The following is a 19,682-nucleotide window of genomic DNA, read 5'->3' on the forward strand; positions in this document are numbered from 1 at the left end:
CGGCCGCCAACGTCGACGCACCTGCGGCGATCACGAGCGTAGATTCGCCAGCCGCTCCGTCGCCGCTGCATTTCCGGGATCAGCACGCAGGACGGCCTCGAAGTGAGGGACCGCGTCATTCGGACGCCCGGCATCAAGCAACGCATCACCGAGCCGCAGGCGTATTTCGATATCGTCGCCGTATTGGGTGAGCCAATCGGAGAGTATCGCAACTCGCTCGTCGTGCCTTCCGAGCCGCCCGAGTACATAGGCCAGATTCAGTCTGGCCTCGCGCGAGCCGGGATTGACACCCACGGCGGATCGAAACGCGGAAGCCGCTTCGTCCAGTCGATTCAATCGCACCTGCGCGGCGGCAAGGTTGTTATACGCCTCGAAGAATGCGGGTTTCAGTGCGATCGCGGCTCGATAGGAATCGACGGATTCCTCCGTTCGGCCCGCATCCGACAAGATTGATCCGAGGTTGTATCTGAGATCCGCATCGTCCGGACGCAGGGCCACCAACCGGCGATAGCAGGCCGCCGCATCATCCCAGCGATGCTGGTCCATTCGAACGGCGGCGAGCATCAGGACCGAATCGGCATCGTCCGGCACGGCGGCCGCGAGCGATTCGAGCAGCGCGGCCGCATCATCAAGACGGCCGGCCTGGTACAGGATGCGGGCCTGCTGCCGCTGGGATTCGAGCTGGTACTGTCCGGTCGCGGCGACGGCGTCGAAATGCGCCGCCGCGAGGGCCAGATCGCCGCGCGCCTGCATCAGCAGTCCCAGATTGTAGTGTGCCTTTGCGTTGGCACTGTCGGCACGAATCGCCGCCTCATACTCCTTCACGGCGACTTCCGGCCTATTCGTTCGAGACAGACACAGACCGCGCGCGTAATGCCAGTTCGATACATCCGGCTCATGCCGGAACGGCCAAAGCACCATCGCCAGACAGGCGGCCGCACAGACGCCGACGACGCCGAACGCCGCAGCGCGGCGCCGCGTCGCGAATTCCATGACACTCGCTGCGCCAATCGCGGAGAAAAATAGCAGAAAAGGAATAATCGGAACTCGGTATCGTCCGGCATTGAAAAACGGCAGTATGGATAGAAAGAACGAGACAATATAAAGCAGCATCAGACCCGCAATCGCCCGCGGCAGCGGCAGTTGCAGAGCCGCTCCGATCTCCGTAGGTCCGCTCGTGTCATCCTTGATGCTCCGCGATGATCGAACAGTCTCGACACCCCGGATCCTCCGCAGCGCTTCCTTCGATCCCCGCCTGCCAATCACGAATACGGCCACACCGGCCACCGCCGTCGCAAACACGAATCCGAACCCTATCGGCACGACATGCAGCGCCGTGTAATGTCGACGCTCCAGTTCGTCCTCCTTGTTATGCGAAACCTCAGACGGCCCCCAGAACATGAGGGCCTTGCGGAGAGTCAGCCGGACGAACTCGGCGGGGTGCTCACGGATAAACCGCATGGCCTCATCCCGAAAGTACCGATCCACATCGGGATCGGACAGGGGCCGACCGAGCTTTGCGGTGAGGCGCCGCACGAGCGCGGGATAGTCGAAGCAGGTTTCAAACCTGCCCAGCTCGGGAATCTCCACGAGGCAATACCCCTCGGCTCCATCGTGATTGCCGATGTAGAGATTGATCCCGGCATTCGTGGTAATTGGAATGAACTGACCACAGACGCGGTAGTTACGAATTGTTGCCGGCGAGATCGCAGCCGCAGCCGCGACCGAAAACACGATGGCGTGCAGCAGTCCCCGGAGAAAGGGGGAGACCGGCACATCCTCTCGACAAGCCGTACGGCCGTGATCGTTCAAAATCGCTGTCGGCGGCGCCGCGGCACGACGGCGGGTGACGAAGAGCATCCACCCGAAGGCAAAGGGTCCGAACAACAGCACATTCGGAAGCACGAGTGCAGAGAGGCCGAACAACACGCCGCTCAGGGCGGCTCGGCCCGGTGAGGGTTTTTCGGCCCAGCGACCCATTGCGAAAGTCAACGTCAGCGTCAGAAAAATCATCAGGACCGGGGCGTGGAACTCGGCCTCGAAGTAGATGAACGCCCAATAGACCGCCATCAATGCCGCCCATACGGCACCTGTCACACGGCCGAACCACCGCCGACCCACAATGAAAGCCAGCGCCGCGCCGGCCAGGCCGAGCGCCATCTGCACGACACGCGGCATGAGATAGCCTGTGCCGAAGCAGCGGTAGATCGCGGCGAGAAAGTAGGGATAGCCCGGGGGGCGAAGAAAAGGAGTGCCCTGAATATTCGGATTTTCATAGTCCGCCGGCGGTGTCCAGTCGCCGGTCGCCATGCCGCGTGCCCAGTAGTCGTGAAACTCCGCGTCCACACCGGGCGACGCAAAATCTGGTCCGCGCGCAAATTCGGCCAGATACCCGATGCGCAGGGCCGCGCCAACGATCAGAACTCCGATCAGCAGATATCCGTCGGTCCTCCGCATCAGTTCACCGATGATTCTTGCGTGCGATCATCGCTCGGGAGATTGGTTGCCAGAAATCCCAACGCGGCCGCAGCGGTTGCCGTCATTGTTCGCCGCCGAACAGTACGTCCTGCATGTTGTAGAGTCCGGGTGGCCGACCGACGATCCACTTCGAAGCGCGCAGCGCGCCGATAGCGAAGGTGTCGCGTGAATGCGCCGAGTGGCTCAGCGTGATGGTCTCGCCGAGATTGCCGAATGCGACGGTGTGCTCGCCCACGGTGTCGCCGATGCGCAGGGCGTGAATTCCGATCTCGCCCGCCGGTCGCTCGGTGGCATGACCATGGCGGCCGTACACAATGGGCGAGGCCTCATTCCCGGCATCGCGCCTGCCATCGAGCACGGCATCGCGCAGCGCCAGCGCCGTGCCGCTCGGTGCATCGGCCTTAAAGCGATGGTGCGACTCGACGATCTCCACATCGTATGACAGGTCGAGCGTCTGGGAGAGCATTCGAACGGCGCGCAACAGCACATTCACTCCGACGCTCATGTTGGCGGCTTTGATGATTGCGATCCTGGATGCGGACTGCTTGATTCGCGCAAGCTGATCCGTCGAATGGCCCGTTGTGCCGATCACAATCGGCATTCCGCGTGCAACGCAGAGATCGAGCCAATGAAGCGTCCCGGACGGTGATGTGAATTCGATGAGAACGTCGGCCGGTGAAGCGTCCAGCGTTTGTGAAATGGGCACACCCGAGGATCGGCCGCAAGCCAGCCCGCCGGCATCCTCGCCGAGCGCCGGGCTACCGGCACCTTCCAGCGCGGCAACCAATCGGACAGTCGCATCGTCCGCCGCAAGGGCGATGATACGGCGACCCATTCGACCGGCCGCGCCGGCCATTGCGATCCTGGTGACCATGTCCGGCATTCTAAGGCGACGGGCGGACCCGGGCGAGCGCGTCACGCCTTCTTTCGAAGCGCCATGAATTGCTTGAGAGCGACGGCGTAGTTCCTGATATCGCGAACCATCGCGGCAAGACCATTCGATCGTACCTGCGACAGATTCTCCGCCAGCCCGATGTCCGCGATGAAATGCGGCTCGGTTCCGATGATCTCTTCCGGCGTTCGATTGGAGTACACGCGAAGCAGCAACGCGACCAGACCGTTGACGATCAGAGAGTCGCTCTCCGCCGCAAACACGACCTTGTCATTCTCGGGTTTCGCATGCAGCCAGACGGTTGACTGGCAGCCTTTCACCTTCAAACGATCCTGCTTGAGCTCCTCGGGAATGTGCGGATGCGATCGACCGATGTCGATGATGCGCTGATACTTCGCCTCCCAGTCCCCGCAGTTCTCAAACTCCTTCAGGATTCGCGACTGGGTCTGCTCGATTGTTTCGGCGGACGGCCGCACTTCGACCTTCTGCACGGCGCAGGACCCACGAGCCACATTCACCGCCTTGCGCACCGCCGCGACTAATGCCGCCACCTCGTCGCGCGTGTTGTAAACCGCGAAGGACACCCGAGCGGTCGCCGACAGGCCAAATCGCTTCATCAAGGGTTCGGCGCAGTGATGCCCCACACGAATTGCGACGCCCTCACGATCGAGCATGCGGCCGATATCGTCAGCATGAATGCCTTCGACAACGAACGAGATGATGCTCGTCTTCTCAGCGGCCGTACCGATGATGCGAAGCCCTTCGACGCCGCCGAGTTGAGCGTGCGCGAGTTCGAGCAGCTCGTGCTCATGCTGCGCGGCGCGTTCAACGCCGATTGACTGAAGATAGCGCGCGCCTTCCGCCATGCCGACCACGCCGGCGATATTCGGGGTGCCACCCTCAAATCGGAGCGGCGGATCGAGGAATGTCGTTTTCTCAAAACTGACACTGCGAATCATTGAACCGCCACCCTGATACGGCGGCATCCGGTTCAGCAGGTCGTACTTGCCGTATAACACGCCGATGCCGGTGGGGCCATACAGCTTATGTGCCGAAAGGACATAGAAATCCGCATCGAGGGCCTGCACGTCCACCTTCGAATGCGCCACGGCCTGCGCTCCGTCCACAAGGACCACCGCGCCGACGGCGTGCGCCGCCGTAATGATCGAGCGTATCGGATTGATCGTTCCGAGCGCGTTGGACACATGCGTGACGGCAACAATCTTCGTGCGGGCCGACAGCCGCTTCTCGAATTCCTCGAAGATCAGCTCGCCGCGATCGTTGATCGGGGCCGCGACGATGCGCGCGCCCGTCTGCTCGCAGATGAGCTGCCACGGCACAATGTTGGAATGGTGCTCCATCTGCGTGAGCAGGACTTCATCGCCCGGACCGAGTTCGAGCCGGCCGTAGCTCGCCGCGACCAGATTGATGCCGTCGGTGGTTCCGCGCGTGAAGACGATTTCTTCTTCGCGGGCGGCATTCAGAAACGCCTGCATTGTTCGCCGGGCGGCTTCGTAGGCATCGGTCGCCCGGACCGCCAGGGAGTGCGCGCCGCGATGGATGTTGGAATTGTATTCCTCGTAGTATCGCGTTGTGGCATCGATGACGGCTCGCGGCTTTTGTGTGGTCGCGGCGTTGTCGAGATAGACCAGCCTCCTGCCCTGCACGGATTGTGCAAGGATCGGGAAGTCCGCGCGAATACGCTGGACGTCAGGAAGTGTGGCGTCGTCGATCCGCGTTTCGGACGAGTTCGACGAAGTCGTCGCTGTACTCATATGGCCGTCCAAAAGTCAGTGACTCGCCGTGCGCGAGCCGCGCAGCCAGCAGATTCTGAAGCCTGTCCCGCAGCGCCGGCACGCGAACCTGACCGATACTCTCGCCTGCGAACGCGTAGATCAGCAGACTCCTGGCGGCATCGATGTTCACGCCACGGGTGCGAAGATAGAAGATCGCCTCATCGTCCAACTGACCGACCGTCGCACCGTGGGTGCACTTTACGTCGTCCGCCAGAATCTCCAACTGGGGCTTTGTGTCGACCGAAGCCTCCCGCGAAAGCAGCAGGCTCGCGTTGGACTGCTTCGCATCGGTCTTCTGCGCTCCCGGGTGGACAATGATTCGCCCGGTGAAGACGCTGCGCGACTGATCGCTGAGGATGCCCTTGTAATATTCCCAGCTGTTGCAATGGGGGCTGGCGTGCTCGACTCGCAGATGGTTGTCCACATGCTGACTGCCGCGGAGAACGGACAGGCCATTGAACATGCAGTTCGAGCCTTCACCGCCGAGATGGGCATGGACATTGTTGCGAACGAGGCCGCCGCCGAACGACAGCGTGTGTGACGACATATTCGCGCTGCGGTCGAGCTGCACATGACGCGTCGCGACGTGATAGGCGCTGTCACTCTCGCGCTCCACCTTGTAGTGGTCGATGATCGCATTCTCGGCGAGCACGAACTCCGCCACGCTGTTGGTAAGATACGTCGCATCGGACAGGCCCGCGTGCGTCTCGACGATCGTCGCCTGGCTGTGATCGTCCGCCACAACCAGCAGGCGTGGATGCGTCACGGCCGGCTGCGCTCCGGGAACCGTCACGAACATCAGGTGAATCGGCGTTTTTGAAACCGCGCCGCGCGGCACATGAACAAAGATGCCGTCGTCAAGGAAGGCGGTGTTCAGCGCCGAGAAGGCCTCGGTCCGCCCGTCGATGTGCCGCGCCAGGTGCGAATCAATGAGCGATCGATGCGACGTGACGGCCGCGGCGAGACTACATACGACGATTCCGCCCTCGATCGGCTTCCGCGACGAGAGCGCCGGCTCAAATCGACCGTTGACGACAACGAACAGCTGATCCTCCGGCTCACCGAAGCGATAATCACGCAACTCACCCGGTTCGACCGGCGATGCCGGCGGTGCGGCACGCTCGAATGCGGTCCGGGCGATCGGGGAGACATTGGTAAATCGCCATTCCTCGTCGCGCAGCGTCGGAAAACCGAGCTTCCCAAATGCGGTGAATGCGGCCTTTCGAACCGCGCGAAACGCATCCGATGCGTTCGCCTCGGCCTGCTCGAAGTCGACAAGCCATGCGTCTGTACCTGTGCGGGTTTCGATCATTCAATGCCTCTTCACGTCGATTCGTTCTCGAGCCGCCGACCATCGCAGGCGGTATGCAGTCTTCCGCTCAGCCATCAGCCAACGGGCTGGGCGACATCCTTCACCATGCCGACATATCCGCTCTTTTCCAGCTCGAACGCCAATTCCTTGTCGCCGCTCCTGACGATTCGGCCGTCCACGAGCACGTGCACAAAATCCGGCACGATGTACTGCAACAGCCGCTGATAGTGGGTCACGACAATAAATGAGCGATCCGGGCCGCGCAGACCGTTGACGCCCTTGGCGACGATCTTCAGCGCGTCGATATCGAGTCCGGAGTCGGTCTCGTCGAGGATCGCGAGCTTCGGCTCCAGCATGGCCATCTGGAAGACCTCGTTTCGTTTTTTCTCGCCGCCGGAAAATCCCTCATTGATCGCGCGAGTCATGAGCTTGTCATCGAGATCCACCAGCTTCATCTTCTGGCGTGCCAGATTTAGAAACTCGTTGGCGTCGATTTCCGGCTGCCCCTTACTCTTGCGCATCGCATTGATCGCGGCCTTGAGGAAATACGTCGTGCTGACGCCAGGAATCTCGACCGGATACTGAAACGCGAGAAACACGCCGAGCCACGCGCGCTCCTCCGGCGGCATCGCGAGAAGGTCGTGCCCGTTGAAAATCACCTGCCCTTCGGTGACTTCGTACTGTTCGTTTCCCGCGAGCACCGACGCCAGCGTGCTTTTTCCGCTGCCATTCGGCCCCATGATCGAATGCACCTCGCCGGGCTTAACGACAAGGTCGATGCCCTTGAGGATTTCATGATCGTCAATCGTTGCGTGCAGATTCTTGATTTCCAGCATGTCAGATCCCATCGCCGCGATCATAAATCGCCGCGGTCCTCAGAGGCCCGTCTCAGGCATCCCGATTGCGCCGGGCGCACAGGCCTGTTTTCCATTCGATTTAAATCCCACCGGGTTCCACGCGGGGCAAACGTCCTCAGCCGACACTTCCTTCGAGCGACACTTCGAGCAGCTTCTGCGCCTCGACGGCGAACTCCATCGGCAACTCACGAAACACTTCCTTGCAGAATCCGTTCACGATCAGCCCCACCGCGGCTTCTGTCGGGATGCCGCGCTGATTGCAGTAGAACAGCTGATCCTCGCCGATCTTCGACGTGGTGGCTTCGTGCTCCATGTGAGCCGTGCTGTTCTTGACCTCGATGTAAGGGAAGGTATGCGCTCCGCACTCGCTGCCGATCAGCATCGAGTCGCACTGGGTGAAGTTGCGCGCGTTATCCGCGCCGCGATTGATCTTCACCCCGCCACGATAGGTGTTCTGGCCGCGCTGCGCCGAAATACCCTTGCTGATGATGTAGCTTTTCGTGTTCCTGCCGATGTGGATCATCTTCGTGCCGGTGTCGGCCTGCTGCCGGCGGCTGGTCAGCGCGACGGAGTAAAACTCACCCACCGAATCATCGCCCTGCAGAATGCAGCTCGGATATTTCCAGGTGATGGCCGATCCCGTTTCAACCTGCGTCCACGAGATATGCGATCGCCGGCCCTGGCACTTGCCCCGCTTCGTGACGAAATTGTAAATTCCGCCCTTGCCATCCTTATCACCCTGGTACCAGTTCTGAATGGTGGAGTATTTGATCGATGCGTCATCGAGCGCAACGAGTTCCACGACGGCCGCATGCAGCTGGTTTTCATCGCGAATCGGCGCTGTGCAGCCCTCCAGGTAGCTGACGCTTGCGCCTTGCTCGGCGATGATCAGCGTCCGCTCGAACTGCCCCGTGCTCTGGGCATTGATTCGAAAGTAGGTCGACAAGTCCATCGGGCACTTCACGCCTTTGGGCACGAAGACGAAAGAGCCGTCGCTGAAAACAGCGGAATTCAATGTAGCGAAGAAATTGTCCGTGATCGGCACCACCGATCCGAGGTACTTCTGAACCAGTTCGGGATGATTGTGAACCGCCTCGGTGAATGAGCAGAAGATAATGCCCAGCTCGGCCAGCTTCTCCTTGAACGTCGTACCGACTGACACGCTGTCGAAAACGACGTCGACCGCGACTCCCGCCAGCGCCGCCCGCTCGTTCAGTGGAATGCCGAGCTTCTCATACGTCTCAAGCAGCCGCGGATCGACCTCGTCCAGACTCTTCGGGCGGTCTTTCTGCTGCTTCGGCGCTGAATAGTAAATGATGTCCTGGTAGTCAATCTTCGGGTATTTCAGATTCGCCCAATTCGGCTCGTTCATCGTCAGCCAATGGCGATACGCCTTCAGCCGCCAGTCGAGGAGCCACTGCGGCTCTTCTTTCTTCGCGGAGATGAAGCGAACGATGTCCTCGTTGAGGCCCTTGGGAGCAGCATCGGCTTCGATGTCGGTCACGAAGCCGTACTTGTACTCCTGCGAGGCCCATTTATTCAGTGTCTCGGTGGAACCGCTGCTCATTAAGCCGATACTCCCAATCTCGCCGCTCGCCGGTGTGGTTAATCAGGTCCGCGCGGCATCAGTCGCCGACCCGATCCGGTCACGGCCGATGTCTAGGCGCTGAAGCTGCTGCCGCATCCACAGGTGTGCGTCGCGTTGGGATTGTTGAACACAAAGCCCCGACCCATCACCTCATCCTTGAAATCCACGGCGACGCCATCCAGGTAGATCTGACTCTTGGGATCGCAGATCACCTTTACGCCGTGAACGTCCCATTCCTCATCGTTCTCGTTCCGTGCCTCGGTCAGATCGAGCGTATATGAAAATCCGCTGCAGCCTCCGCCTTTGACTCCGACACGCAAGTAGGTCTTTTCATTGTCCAGCTTCTGGTCCGCAATGATCGTCTTGACTTCGGCAGCCGCTCGTTCGGTCAGTGCAATCGGCATCGTCGATTTCTCCTCGCGTCACGCCGCCTGCTGGGCGGCGACGACATCCACTCAGGGCCCGCGCCAACGCGAGCCCGCTGCTTTCATTCACACCTCAACGGCCGCGCCGCCGGTCACCTCGCTGGTTCGACATGCGGCCGACCTGCACTCGCTGCCGTGAACCGTCAGTGTCGCGGCGGATTGGGGATCCTTCGCATCACGGACGATCTCAGCCAGCGTGACTTGCAGGAGGAAATTCTCCAGCCGGGCCTGGATGCGCTGAATCGGCAACTTCACGGGGCACAGCTCGGAAAGCTCACACACCGGATCAGGCATCGGCGAATGATTTGAGCACTGCACGAAGCGGATCGGCCCCTCAATCGCCTGGATGATTGCCGATAGCGTGACAGCGTCGGGACTTTTCGCCAGCGAATAGCCGCCTTTGGCACCACGAATCGATCGAACCAACTCGCTCTGGCTCAACGTCTTAAGCACGTTCATCAACAGAGCGGTCGGAACGCGGAATTTCTCAGCAATCTCCCGCGCCGTGCACAGCCGGTCACGATTCTGCGCCAAATGGGCCAGCGCAATGATCGCGTAATCCGTCTTTCGGGTTAGCGCAAACACGTCAAACCCATTTCAGGAACCCTCGGATCAGCGGCCGACAACCGGCCATCCCAAAACCCAAGAGCTGAGACAATATAGTACCGAACCGGTACGCATTCAAGGCGCGGTTTGATCAACGGCTGGACATGATTTGAAAGCGGCTGAATTGGTTCAGCGGCAGCCCGGTTCAGACGCTGGCGAGGCAGTCGGCAGATTCCGACAGCCGGTGCCCGAGGGCTCCACCGCGACCGTCGTTGCTGAAGTGCTCGTCTGGTCGTCAGTTGCGCAATTCCGACCAGGACATCACGCGCTTCTTCGGGTTCGGCTCGGTGATTGTGATCATCTGGGGGATGACGCGAGCGCCGATCGTCGTGCTCGCGGCAGAGGGCGTCACGCTCACCACATATGGATCGGTTACAGACCGGCTATCGAAGTAAATCTTCAGCTTGTACGAGGTGTTCGGATTCACACCGCCGAAATGGGCCCAAAGTGGCTCAGTGCCAGAGAAGCCTCGGGCCGTGCCGATATCCCGGCGCCCGAGATAGGTCTTTCCGCTCGCGCTCCACAATTCCACTCGCACGCCCACAGCCGCGCAGTTCGTCGCACCCTCTCCGCGGCCAATCAATCGGACCTTCAAGTAGTCCGCATTGTTGGTCTGATTTTGAAAGAGCATCGCGGACGCACCGACGCGCGTGACGGAGAGATCCAGATCGCCGTCGTTGTCATAATCCACAAAGACGACATCCATGATATCGCCTGTTGCCCGAAGACCAGCTCCGATGCGTTTGAACGTGCCGTCACCCTGGTTCTCATGGACAAGCAGCTTGCCTTCGGGGCCGGCAATGACCAGATCAAGATCACCATCGTTATCAAGGTCACCCCAGGCGCACGTCCTCATGCCGGTTGCGCCATTGGAACCCACACCGGGATTGAGATTGACTCCGGAGCTGCCGTTGATGTTCGCAAATGTCCCGCTCAGCGTGGCCCAGTTCACATTGTTTCGCCACAGATATCCGCTGTATCCTTTCTCAAAGCGCGGCACATAGAGATCCAGATCACCATCATTGTCATAGTCCGCCCAGGCCGAACCGATCTTTTTGTCATTCCCGGTCACGACGGAGATGCCATAGTTGTTGCGAGCGTAGGTGCCTTCGCCCTTGGACACGAACAGCTTGCCGCCGGAGTAATGATAGAAGAGGTCCACATACCCGTCGTTGTTGACATCTCCGGCGCTGATGAAATCTCCATTGCCGAAATTGCCCGAGGTATGAAGTCCGTACCCGGACCCGTTCGTACCGACCAGTGACACCGATGTGCCACCCTGATTGAGTCCGATGTAGTTGCCGTTCTCCGAACACTGCACGATATCGATCCAGCCGTCGCGGTTCACGTCGATGGCCGCGACGCCTTCGTTGTTCGTCGGCGCGGAGAATCCGGCGTTTCCTGCGCTGGACAGGCCGCCGGAGCCGTTATTGGTATACAGCCGTTCCGTGTCATAGCCGGAGTTCGCACACGAGATCCAGAAATCAAGGTGACCGTCATTGCTGATATCGAGCAGCGCGCCCTGGCGATAATTGTTGCCGCCGCCGAACGTGGCACTTGTAAAGCCGACTCCGGCGTTGTTATTGGTCAGAAATTTCGCGGTGTTGCCGGTCAGAATCACGTCCAAGTCACCGTCGCCGTCGAAGTCGCCCCAGTGAGCGGCCGCGGCGAAGGTGTCGGCATTTGACGAGGACGACACCGCGAAGCCCGTAGCGGATGACACATCGATGAACCGGGCGCTTTTCACGCTGACGTTGTCGATTCCCCAGGATTCGTCAGCCATCCCGCCACCGGATTCGTCCGTCAACGCCCCCATGAACGCCAGCGTCGTGACACTGGATGACGCCGTGAACACGACTTCCACCGTGCGGAAGATGCCGTCCTTCCAATTGCTGCTGAAGCCGTAATGCCCGCTCTGGTCCGGAGGGTATGGATAGGAGTAGCCATCGTTAATCCAGCCGGAATCGTGGATGAACGTATGATTGAAGATTATCGTTCCATCCATGCTGACCTGAAATGCGTCGGGACCATAAGGCCCCGGCGTTCCGTCCCATGAATCAATCGCGTAGAGATCGAATGTCAGTGAGTAAACCGTGCCCGGCGTCGTATTCAATGCCAGCTTCACCGAGTTGTTCCGGTGCTGACCGAGGAATTTCGTGAACGTGGCGTTATTCGTCACCGTCGTATTCGACCACTCCGGCCCCACGCTGCCCTCGAAGTCGTTGACATAGGGTGTATTCGCGGGAATCAGACATGATGCAGTCGGCGCCGCGATCATGTACCGTTCGGTCGCGTTTGAGCCTCCGAGGCTGGTCTCCAACTGTGAGAAAGAGCCGAGCGATCCGCCCGACCATCGCGCCATGTTCAGGTTGTTCGTCTCGTCAGAGATCGCGACGATGATCTCTCCGGCAGCCGAATTCGGCACCAACTGAACGACCTGGAGATTATCGGCCAGATCGGATCCTGAACCCCCGTCCCACTGCCATGAGCTCCCGTTCCAGGTGGCAGTGCGCGCCCGACGGGAGTTTGCGCCGGCATCCTTGCAATACACATACAGACCGGTGCTCCCACAGGGCTCGAACGCGACATCGAAGGCCCGGCGATCATTAAACGGCGCCTTCGACTCGATCTCAGTCGCGGAACCCCATGCGCTGCCGCTCCACGCGTTCGCCCAATATTCGGAGCCGCCAGTCAAAATGCCGCAAATGACCTTGTTGGAGGTCGGGTCGGCTGCCAGCCGAATCCATCGAGGCTGCGAGCCGACCGAGGGCATGTTCGTAACCGACGACCATGTGCTGCCATTCCACTTGATCGAACGCGGCTGATTGCTCGACGCATTGGAATAGGCGATCAGACAGTTTGAGGATTTGGACTCGTACACCGCGGCGAAACTCTCGTAATCCTTGACGGAGTTCGTCTCAATCGTGGTGACCGACCCGAAACTCGCGCCATTCCAGATGGCGGCGTACAACTTGCCGTTTGAATTACCTGCGAGCAGCATGATTTCGTTGCTATCCGGCTGCGGCGTCAGGCTGATGAACCAAACCTGATTGCTTTCCGGCAGCGTGAGAAATGACTCGGACGAAACCGAAGCGCCGGAATAGGTGCGATAGCCAACCTTCTTCTTGCCTGCGTCCTCTGCCCAGTAGGCGGCCAGTAAATCCCCGGACGCCTGTTCGTAAGCGAGATCAAACGCGCGCTTGGCGAACTGGCCCGTATTCGAACAGACTTCGATTGGCGAGCTCCATGTCGAGCCGTTGAAGAAGAGCAGATTGACGTCCTCGTCGTAATCGAGCGAACCGAACGCGATTTCGTTGCGGGTCGGGCAGTTTCTTGCGACCACCCACGCCGGCTCGCGACCGACGCTTGGCATCGCGGCGGAGGAACTCCAGTTCGAACCACTCAGCGTACTATATCGAGGACTCGTCGCGGACTTTCTGCTGAAGGTGGCGACCACCGGTGTCAGGTCGTTGCCCGTCGCCTCGCGCGGTACGACCAACGCTGTGAGCAGAAGCCAGAGCAGCAGAAGTAATCGGTTGATTTTCACGCCTTTCTCGCTCCACGGGCATCGTCCGAGCGACGCCCATACCTCCAGATGAACATCGACCAACTAAAGAATCACATTCAGGTCGCGTAATGGCCAATATGCCTCGCAACACGACCGAAAACCAGACGTGATTGACAGTGGGCTGGAAGTCGCCGTTGCCGGCGGCGCTGCATCGGAATGTCGCGGAATGAGACGTGCCCTGATCGGCCCACGCCCGAAAAACCACTCCGGCGAAGAAAAGAGGTATGCCGGAAAATCAGGATATCACGACTCAATCGGCCGGAAAGGACTCAATCGACGGCGTGTTATCGCTTGACCTCGCGCCAGGACACGACGCGCGGCCGCGTTGAAGTCGCCGTGCAGGCAACGGGTGTCGTGCTTGCGGCACACCCCACCGAGGCGAACCAGCTCGAATTACCACATGTGCCGCCGAGGTCCGACACCGTGTTTCCAGGAAAGGCATAGCTGGTCACATCCGTGACAACGACCATGCTTCCGCACTGAAGCTCAGGATAGGAGAGATTCGTCGCGATCGTGGCGCCTGACTCGCATTCCAGAATGCCGCCATCCTGAATCACAAACTTGCCGGAGGAACCCTTCACCACAAGTGAAAACCCCTTCAGATCCAATCGGCCCTCGACGACGGTCAGATTCTGCCCACTTTGATTGAGCCGAAGATCCGATGCCAAGCGTGCCGCACCGCCGGTGCATCGCGTCTTGTTAATGGTGATGCTCTTCGGAAACACGGCATTCACACCGGCCGTGATGAGTTGATCGCCTTCGCCGTCCAGAACGATCGTCACGGCCTGGTAGCTCTGAATCGCCGTATCATTGCTCGTCAAATTTCCCGCGACGAAAATCGTTCCGCCCTGAAAATAGTTGACGGAGGTCAGAAGAAAATCCCCCCCGACCCGCATCGAACCCACGACGATCACGCTGTTGCCGCCCGTCGCGATCTCGACATTGTTGAACGCCATCCCCTGAGCGTCGATGGTCTTGTCGAATGCCACAAAACGCACGATCGACCCCGAGGCGTCAACATCTCCCGTCGTGTGCTTCCAGTCCTTGTGCACGCCGATCTGGTCGCTAATCGTCAGCTTGCCGCTCGACTTGTCGATGTCGATGCTCGGAACCATGCCATAGGCTCCACCCGCCGAGAGCGATTGATCACCGATGCCGTCGAATCGTATCGTGGCCGCGGGATAGCCATTCACGCTTGTGTCGGTCGTCAGGACGTTTCCAGCCACAGTGATGACACCACCGCTGAGATAGTTCACGCTCTGAATTGTCAAATCACCGTTCACGTCCATCATGCCGCTGATTGTGATGCTGTTTCCGCCGGTACTGAACAAGACACTGCCGTAGTTCATCGTCCCAGCCGTGATGGTCTTGTCGTATCCCACGAACTTCAGCGGCTGGGCGCCACAGTCGACCGCTCCCGATATATGCGACCAATGATTAAAGACGCCGATCGGCCCCTGGATCGTCAGCGTCCCGCTCGGCTTATTGATGGTGACACTGGGCACCAGCGCGTCGGCCGCACCCGCAATCAGGCTCTGGTCACCCGCTTGATCGAACATCAGAATGGTTCCGGGGTAGCCGATGATCGCCGTGTCGTTCGACGTCACGTTTCCTCGCACGCGAATCGTGCCGCCGTTCATGTAGTTGACCGACTGAATCGTCAGATTCCCGTCAAGAACGATCGTACCGCTGACGGTGACGCTATTGCCGCCAACGTCATAGATCAGATCATTCAGGACCGCGCCACCAACATTGACGGTCTTGTCCCAGCCATTGAGCGTGACGCTGCCGCCGTGGTGCGCAAACGACCCGCCGGAGATCGTCAGGTTCTTGTATACGTAGAACGTCCCGGAGGTCGCGCGAAACGACCCGCCCGTCATGGTAAACGCGCCGTTGCAATCGATCGGCGCATCGCTGCCATGAAATGTGCCGCCCATGATCGAGATACCGCTGCCGCCGACGGTCAGCGTCGCACCCGAGCCCTGCGAGAGATTTCCGCCATAATCCGAGGCAATGATCAACCCGGCGATTGAGACATTGGCTTTGAATGCGCAATCGCTAGAGGACGTCGCATCAAACTGCGCAGTGTCTCCGCTGCCCGGAATGGCGTTCCCGCTCCAGTTCCCCGCCACATTCCAATTCGAACTACCAGCGCCGCCGGTCCACGTTCGAACGGCGGCAGACACCGGAACGGCCGTCGCGAAAATCCACGCGCAGCAAAACCCGCTGCACGTCAGTGATCGCCTTGAAATGTCCAAGAGATCCTTCCCTCTATTCCGGTCGAGCACCCGCCCAACCCAGCCCATCGACCCTCGCCTCGAATCAAACCGCTCCCAGCAAATATCAAACTCGGATCGCCACAATGCAACTTGAGATCACTTCTCATGTCCGCTATCCCGATTCCTCCCAGCCAAACCGGACCACGCCCCAATCAGAAATAAAGGAGCCCCCATCCGAAGGCGGAAAGCGGAATTTCGTTGACACAACACACCACTCGACGTTATAAAGTAGGGCTCGCGATCGGCTTGGCCGGGCGATGTTTGCCTTAACTCCTTAGCCTACAAATGCTTAGGATGGGGTTAAGCCGCAGGCGGCGTCGCGATGAACGGGATTTCATCCGGCTGATCGAGGGTCCGCCACTCATCTGTTTCCGGCAAATCCTCACTGAGAATTGATCTGTTCGTAACGGTCAAGGACCGATACGAACGGCACGATATAGGTCGTGCGCGACGGAACACGCCGACGCGGTTCGGTGTACGGTCGCGAACGACAAGCCGGGCCCCGCAAGGGGACGGTGATTCGGCCGGCCTTCTATTTGTAAATGGCCGAAAATCGGACGTGACCGGCAGGTTTGCCGGCGTCGTCGGGAGTTGTAGTAAGATGTCGGTGACGACGAAACTGCAGTTGAAGGAAAAGAGCATCGATATGAGCGATTCACCCCTGAGCCGCCTTCGAAACGTCGGCATTTCCGCCCACATTGACTCCGGCAAGACCACGCTGACCGAGCGAATCTTGTTCTATGCGGGCCGCATTCACTCCATCAAGGAAGTGAAGGGTGAAGGCGCGACCATGGACCATATGGAACTCGAGAAGGAACGCGGCATCACCATCACCTCCGCGGCCACCCAGGTCGAGTGGAACGAAACGAAAATCAACATCATCGACACCCCCGGGCACGTCGATTTCACCGTTGAGGTCGAGCGATCTCTCCGCGTGCTCGACGGCGCGATCATGGTGCTTTGCGGCGTGGCCGGCGTGCAGTCACAGTCCATCACCGTTGACCGCCAGATGAAGCGCTACGGTGTTCCCCGAATCAGCTTCATCAACAAGCTCGACCGAGCCGGCGCGGATCCGGTCAACGTCATCAAGGGGATAGAGCAGAAGCTCGGACTCACCACGATCCAGATCCAGCTCCCGATCGGACTGGGCGATCAGTTGGAGGGCGTCGTCGATCTCATCAAGATGAAGGCCGCCTACTTCGACGGCGAGAAGGGCGAACGCGTGCGCTGGGAAGAGATTCCCGCGAACATGGCGGACGAAGCCCGGAACGCTCGAACCGGCATGCTCGATGCCCTCTCGCTCTATGACGACGAACTCCTCGCCATGATGCTTGAGGAGAAGCCCGTCCCCGACGATTTCATTCACAACATCCTCCGGCGGGGCACCATCGCAAACGAATTTACGCCGGTCCTGATGGGCTCGGCCTATCGCAACAAGGGCATCCAACTCCTGCTCGATGCGATGGTTCGGTACCTCCCCTCGCCGCTGGACCGCGAGGTGTACGCCCTCGACCTGTCGAACGGCGAGGCTGAAACCGTGCTCGAATCCAATCCGGATGCCGCCACCGTCGCGCTGGCATTCAAGCTGGTTGACGAGTCATTCGGCCAGTTGACCTACATGCGAATCTACCAGGGCAGGATCACGCGCGGCGACAAATACGTGAACACCCGCACGACGAAAAATGCCCGATTCGGGCGAATTCTGCGAATGCATGCGAACGATCGCGAGGATGTCGACTCGGCATCCACGGGTGACATCGTGGCCGTCGTCGGCATCGACTGCATCTCGGGCGACACGTTCTGCTCCGAGGGAACGAATCTCTCGATGGAATCCATGCACATCATGGATCCCGTGATCTCATTGGCCGTCGCACCGAAGAAGACGGCGGACCGCGACAAGCTCTCCAAAGCGCTTTCGCGGTTTTCGAAGGAAGACCCGACCTTCCACGTTTCGACCGATCATGAAACGGGACAGACGATCATCTCAGGCATGGGCGAGCTTCACCTCGACGTCTATTGCGAGCGCATTCGCCGCGAATACAAGGTCGAACTCGAAGTCGGACAGCCGCGCGTCAGCTACCGCGAGGCGCCTTCCAAGGTTGTCGAATACAACTACAAGCACAAGAAGCAGACCGGCGGTTCGGGCCAGTTCGCCCACATCGTCGGAAAACTCGAGCCGCTCCCCGAGGGCAGCGAAAAGAACTACGAATTCGAAAACAAGGTCTTCGGCGGCCGCATCCCGACTGAATACATCCCGTCGGTCGACAAGGGCTTCCAGTCCGTGCTTGCGAAGGGACCGGTCGCCGGTTACGAGATCATCGGCGTCAAGATGATCCTGGAAGACGGATCGAGCCACGCGGTGGACTCCTCCGACATGGCGTTCCAGATCTGTGCGCGGGACGCCTTCAAGGAAACGTTCCTGCGAAGCAGCCCGATCATTCTTGAACCGATCATGAAGGTCGTCGTCGAAACGCCCAACGAATTTCAGGGCTCCATCATCGGCGACCTGTCGTCGCGCCGCGGACTCGTCCAGAACACCGAGACCATGGGGCCGATCACGGTCGTCACCGCGCTCGTCCCGCTGGCGAAGATGTTCGGCTATGCGACGGACGTGCGATCCATGTCGCAAGGCAAGGCTGGCTTCAGCATGGAATTCGATTCATACAAGCGAACTCCCAAAGTCGTACAGGACGAGATCATCGCGGCGGCGAAAGAGGCTGCCCAGAAGAAGTGATCGATCGGGGCTTTGCGGTTAGGATGACCCCGCGGCCCGATCGTGCCGACGCGCACGCCGACCCTGTTCGTCGGCGGGTGCATATGACGGATGGCTGGTGAAAGTTGTCTTCAAAGTAGATTGAGAGGATACGCCGTGCACGAAAGATTCAGCGACCGAGCAAGACGGGCGATGGCCATCGCCAACCAGGAGGCCGTCAAACTACATCACGATTATCTCGCCCCGGTCCATATCATGCTGGGATTGCTTGCATCGGGGTCGAACGTCGCGACGCTCGTCCTGCGCAACCTGGACATCGACATCGAGGCTCTCCGAAACGACATCAACAAGCAGATCGAGCCGGGCACCCGTGAAATGAACCAAACAAAGCTCGCCCAGCGCGCCGACACGCGCGAGGCCATTCATTTCGCCATCGATGAAGCCCGGAAGTTCGGTCATAAGTACGTCGGCACCGAGCACCTGCTGCTCGGTCTTATTCGCGAGGGTGACGGAATCGCTGCAAAGGCTGTCGCGGACCGCGGCCTGAAAATCGAGCGGGTCAGAGACGAAATCCTCACCATTCTCCGCTCGAGCACGACGGATGATCACAGCGGCACCGCCGTCGGTCACGATCCGCACGAGTGGCTGCACCAGCAGGAACTGGCCAAGGCGTTTCGCTCTTCAAGGTTCTGGCATCGGCTGGTCCTCGCGGTCGATTCGGCCAACCGGCTGGGGCACGGCGAGATCGAAGACGAACATCTCCTCCTCGCACTGGTTCGCGAACCCGATTCGTTCGTTGCTCAGATGCTCGCGGAGAAGGGCGTCACCCTCGACTGGGTGCGTGACCGCGTTACCCGTTCCGCCACGATTTGAGCCATGGACTCATGGCCGCTCGCGATCGGCGGGGGCGGCCTTTCACCCGCATCAGTCACCACCGGGCGTCGAAGCCTGCTCAAAAAAAGCAAGGGAAATTCCCCCGCGCTTTCGCTACACTCTCCACCATCAGGAGGGAGCGTCCGGGTTCCTGGTGGGCTCCGCGGTCTTCAAAGCCGTCGAGACGCTGCTTTGCAGTGTCTGGTGGGTTCGATTCCCATCCGCTCCCGTGACATTCGCGCGCTTCGCGGTCCACACACGAAGCGCTTCCGCGGCCGTTAAGCGATCCGCGAGA

The 19,682-nt window shown here is 59.8% G+C and carries 12 protein-coding genes and 1 tRNA gene; 3 read left to right on the forward strand and 10 right to left on the reverse strand.

Going from position 1 to position 19,682, the window contains the following annotated elements; genetic code table 11:
- Positions 1–30 precede the first annotated feature (30 nt).
- From KF841_13990 to KF841_14035, 10 genes are all read right to left on the reverse strand, one after another.
- Entirely contained in the window at positions 31–2,457 is a 2,427-nt protein-coding gene (locus KF841_13990; GenBank protein MBX3396468.1) for a tetratricopeptide repeat protein, read from the reverse strand.
- A gap of 82 nt (positions 2,458–2,539) precedes the next feature.
- Positions 2,540–3,361: a 4-hydroxy-tetrahydrodipicolinate reductase gene (gene dapB / locus KF841_13995; protein ID MBX3396469.1), complete on the reverse strand. Its 822-nt coding sequence runs from the start codon at positions 3,359–3,361 to the stop codon at positions 2,540–2,542.
- 32 nt (positions 3,362–3,393) lie between these two features.
- Complete coding sequence (locus KF841_14000) at positions 3,394–5,145, reverse strand: SufS family cysteine desulfurase (protein MBX3396470.1); 1,752 nt, start codon at positions 5,143–5,145, stop codon at positions 3,394–3,396.
- Positions 5,081–6,478, reverse strand: coding sequence for a Fe-S cluster assembly protein SufD (gene sufD / locus KF841_14005; GenBank protein MBX3396471.1), 1,398 nt, complete (start codon positions 6,476–6,478; stop codon positions 5,081–5,083). The genes KF841_14000 and sufD overlap by 65 nt, the downstream gene beginning before the upstream one ends.
- A gap of 74 nt (positions 6,479–6,552) precedes the next feature.
- Positions 6,553–7,314 carry a Fe-S cluster assembly ATPase SufC gene (sufC, locus tag KF841_14010; GenBank protein ID MBX3396472.1) on the reverse strand — a complete coding sequence of 254 codons (762 nt, stop codon included), beginning with the start codon at positions 7,312–7,314 and terminating at the stop codon, positions 6,553–6,555.
- A 136-nt stretch (positions 7,315–7,450) separates the two neighbouring features.
- Entirely contained in the window at positions 7,451–8,902 is a 1,452-nt protein-coding gene (gene sufB / locus KF841_14015; protein MBX3396473.1) for a Fe-S cluster assembly protein SufB, read from the reverse strand.
- Positions 8,903–8,994: 92 nt separating this feature from the next.
- Positions 8,995–9,327: an iron-sulfur cluster assembly accessory protein gene (locus tag KF841_14020; GenBank protein MBX3396474.1), complete on the reverse strand. Its 333-nt coding sequence runs from the start codon at positions 9,325–9,327 to the stop codon at positions 8,995–8,997.
- Between the two features lie 87 nt (positions 9,328–9,414).
- Entirely contained in the window at positions 9,415–9,933 is a 519-nt protein-coding gene (locus tag KF841_14025; GenBank protein ID MBX3396475.1) for an Rrf2 family transcriptional regulator, read from the reverse strand.
- 256 nt (positions 9,934–10,189) lie between these two features.
- Complete coding sequence (locus tag KF841_14030) at positions 10,190–13,501, reverse strand: VCBS repeat-containing protein (protein MBX3396476.1); 3,312 nt, start codon at positions 13,499–13,501, stop codon at positions 10,190–10,192.
- A gap of 305 nt (positions 13,502–13,806) precedes the next feature.
- On the reverse strand, positions 13,807–15,780 hold the full coding sequence (locus KF841_14035; GenBank protein MBX3396477.1) for a hypothetical protein: 1,974 nt from the start codon (positions 15,778–15,780) through the stop codon (positions 13,807–13,809).
- Positions 15,781–16,447: 667 nt separating this feature from the next.
- On the opposite strand from KF841_14035, the gene KF841_14040 reads away from it, so the two are divergent.
- The 3 genes from KF841_14040 (at position 16,448) to KF841_14050 (ending at position 19,617) form a co-directional block, all read left to right on the forward strand.
- Complete coding sequence (locus KF841_14040) at positions 16,448–18,535, forward strand: elongation factor G (GenBank protein ID MBX3396478.1); 2,088 nt, start codon at positions 16,448–16,450, stop codon at positions 18,533–18,535.
- Positions 18,536–18,706: 171 nt separating this feature from the next.
- Positions 18,707–19,387 (forward strand): hypothetical protein, encoded by a 681-nt coding sequence (locus tag KF841_14045; protein MBX3396479.1) that lies wholly within the window; start codon positions 18,707–18,709, stop codon positions 19,385–19,387.
- 135 nt (positions 19,388–19,522) lie between these two features.
- Positions 19,523–19,617: transfer RNA gene (locus tag KF841_14050), tRNA-Sec, on the forward strand.
- The last annotated feature ends 65 nt before the right edge of the window (positions 19,618–19,682 follow it).

It is taken from the genome of Phycisphaerae bacterium (assembly GCA_019636475.1).
GTDB lineage: Bacteria > Planctomycetota > Phycisphaerae > UBA1845 > UTPLA1 > JADJRI01.